Origin of the sequence: Rhodoferax sp. (assembly GCF_028714215.1) — a bacterium.
Classification (GTDB): domain Bacteria; phylum Pseudomonadota; class Gammaproteobacteria; order Burkholderiales; family Burkholderiaceae_C; genus Rhodoferax.
This window is the reverse complement of the sequence record NZ_JAQTMS010000107.1, coordinates 1-2,993: the sequence shown is the minus strand read 5'-3', so window position 1 is coordinate 2,993 and position 2,993 is coordinate 1. Positions and strand designations below refer to the sequence as shown.

General features: G+C 60.0%; 2 protein-coding genes. Both read right to left on the bottom strand.

Going from position 1 to position 2,993, the window contains the following annotated elements; all coding sequences use genetic code 11:
* A partial coding sequence (locus PHS32_RS24045; protein ID WP_301082150.1) for an MMPL family transporter occupies window positions 1-1,808 on the bottom strand: 1,808 nt, incomplete at its 3' end.
* Window positions 1,809-1,887: 79 nt separating this feature from the next.
* Window positions 1,888-2,895 (bottom strand): YCF48-related protein, encoded by a 1,008-nt coding sequence (locus PHS32_RS24040; protein ID WP_301082149.1) that lies wholly within the window; start codon window positions 2,893-2,895, stop codon window positions 1,888-1,890.
* Window positions 2,896-2,993 lie beyond the last annotated feature (98 nt).

Here is a 2,993-nt window from a genome sequence, read left to right as displayed (position 1 = left end):
TCCACCACCTTGACCACGCGGTTGAGCGTTTCTGCCTTGTGGTCGGAAAGATAGGCCACGACCGGCATCACCGAGCAATCCGAATTCATGTATTCGGTATTCCAGTTCAGGGCATTGTTGACCTGCGGGTCGATCAGGTTCTGCGTTTCACTGATGGTCAGCCATTTCGGGTTGCCCTCAAACGCACCGGAGGTATACGAGCGAATGGTATCCGCCATCGAATTGACCCGCTGCACGCCCGGGACCTGCATCAAGGCCCAGCCCAGGCGGTCGGTTTCCACCAGTGCGTCCGGCATGCGGCACTTGTCCGGTGAGGTCTTCACCATGACCGCGAACACGTCGCTGGAAATGCCGAAGTTGTCCGTCACGAACTTGTTGTCCTTGTTGTAGCGGGAACTGGCGCGCAACTCCGGTGCGCCCGGATCCAGATCGCCGATCTTGAGATCGTGGCTGATGTAGTTGCCGCCAATCGCCATTAACACCGCCACGATGATGGCGCCGGCCGCCCAGCGCCGTTCGGTAAAGTGATCCAAGAGGCCCCACACCTTGCCAAAAAAGCCCTTGCCGGTTTCCTCTTCCTGCTCTTCCTTGAGGCTGCGCTTGGCCGCCGCCGGGCTCACGCCGGTGAAGGAGAGCAGCGTCGGCAACAGGATCAGGTTGGTGAAGATCAAGACCGCAACGCCCAGACTGGCGGTCATCGCCAGTTCGCGAATCACCGGGATGTCGATGATCATCAGCACGCCGAAGCCCATGGCATCGGCCAGCAGTGCGGTCAGGCCGGCGAGGAACAGGCGGCGGAAGGTGTAGCGCGCGGCAATCAGTTTATGCGTGCCGCGGCCGACGTCCTGCATGATGCCGTTCATCTTTTGCGCGCCATGGCTGACGCCGATGGCGAACACCAGGAACGGGACCAGGATCGAGAAGGGGTCGATGCCGTAGCCGAAGGACACCACCAGACCCAGCTGCCAGCATACCGCCACCAGCGAGCAGCTCAGGACCAGGGCCGTGCTGCGCACGCAGCGGGTGAACGAGAAAATGATGAGGGAGGCGATGACCGCCGCGGCGACGAAGAACAGCATCACTTGATACAGTCCGTCGATCAGGTCACCCACCAGTTTGGCGAAACCGATGACGTAGACGTTGACCTGGGTCGTGCCCGGTCCACCCTTGCCGGCCATGTAGCGGGTGCGGATGTCGTCGAGGCTTTTCGACAGGTCATGGTAGTTGACCGGCCGGCCTTCGGCATCCTTGTCGATGAGGGGGATCACGATCATGTTGGATTTCAGGTCGTTGGAGATCAGGCTCCCCACGACGCCGGCGCGGCCGATGTTGATGCGCAGTTCCTCGATCGATTCGGGTGAACCGTTATAGGTATTGGGCAGTACCGGCCCCCCGGCAAAGCCCTCTTCCGTCACTTCGGTCCAGCGCACCACCGGGGTGAAGATCGACTTCATCCAGGCGCGATCGACGCCATGCAGCAGGAAAATCTCGTCGTTGATCTTGGCCAGGGTGGTGAGGTAATCCTTGTTGAAAATATCCCCCTTGGGGTTTTCCACGACGACGCGGACCGAGTCGCCCAGTCCGCGCAACTGGTCGCGGTTCTGCATGAAGTTCTTGATGTAGGGACTGCTGCGCGGCAGCATCTTGTCGTAGCTGGCGCTGACCACCAGATGGCGCAGCTGGAAGGCAAAGAAAGCCGTGATCAGTATGGCTCCAAAGACAATCCATTTGCGGTGGTTGAAGATTATCCGCTCGAGTAAATTGCCCGATGCTTCGTCAAAGTCTTTCGGGTCGGCGATAACCGGCATTAGTTCTGACTTGCTTATATCCACGGTGCTTGTGCTTCCTATGAAATTTTCAGCGCTTGATGACGACGGGCTTTACTGCTTACTGAAGCGTCTCGACCCGGACACCTTCTGATCCGACCAGTGCAACCTCACGGCCGGCTATCGGCTTGATGCCGTTGTAAGACATCGGCTTGGTGATTTTTGCCGGCTGGAAGGTCTTGCCATGGTCACCGCTCAGCAGTACGGCGCCGGCCTGATTGACGATGGCGATTTGTCCGTCGGGCAGCACGACTCCGCCGGTGATGCCGGCACGGTTGCCTTCCAGTTGAACGCGCTCCCAGCTCTTGCCTTCGTCGCCGCTGCGCAGCAGGCTGCCGCGCATGCCATAGACCAGCAGGTTGCTGCCATCGACGATTACGCCGAACAGCGTGCCGTTGTAGGGGGTCTGCATCGCGACAAAATGATTCTTGGCCTTGTCCAGGCGCCACACCATGCCCTGTTCCCCGGTCAGGTAGGTCGCTTTGTCATCCGCATAGACGGCATAGAAATGCAGTTCCTTCGGATTGTCGGTGCGATCCATCAAGGGGGTCCAGGTCTTGCCGCCATCTTCGGTGCGGAAGATCCGGTTGAAGGTGCCCACGACATAACCTTCGCGCTCGTTGTCAAAATGGATGCCCAGCAGCGTTTGCGTGTTGGCCTCGGTGAGCAGGGCTTTGGCCTGGCGGGTTGCCCGATCGATATCGGGCGTCAGTTCGGCCCCGCTCTTGGCGGCATAGTATTTCTCGGTGATCTCCGCGGCGGTCTTGCCGTCGAGCTGCTTGCTCCAGGTGGCCCCGCCGTCGCCGGTATGCAGGACGACGCCATAGTGGCCCGTCGCCCAGCCGTTCTTGTCATCGACGAACGAGACGGCGACCAGGTCGCTGCTGACGGGTACCTTGGCCTGTACCCAGGTCTTGCCTTCGTCGTCCGAGTAAACAATGTGCCCGCGCAGGCCCACCGCGACGATCCGCTTGCCCGCCTTGGCGACGCCGATCAGCGGTGCCACCGCCGCCAGTTTGCTCTGCAGTGCCGGTACTTCGATCGGCGTCTTGTACGCCTGCGCCGTCATGGAAACCACCAGCGCCACTCCTGCACAGGCAGTGCGGAGAAGCCTATATTTTTGCCACATTAATTTGATCCCTGTGTCCATTTGTCATTAACTGCCAA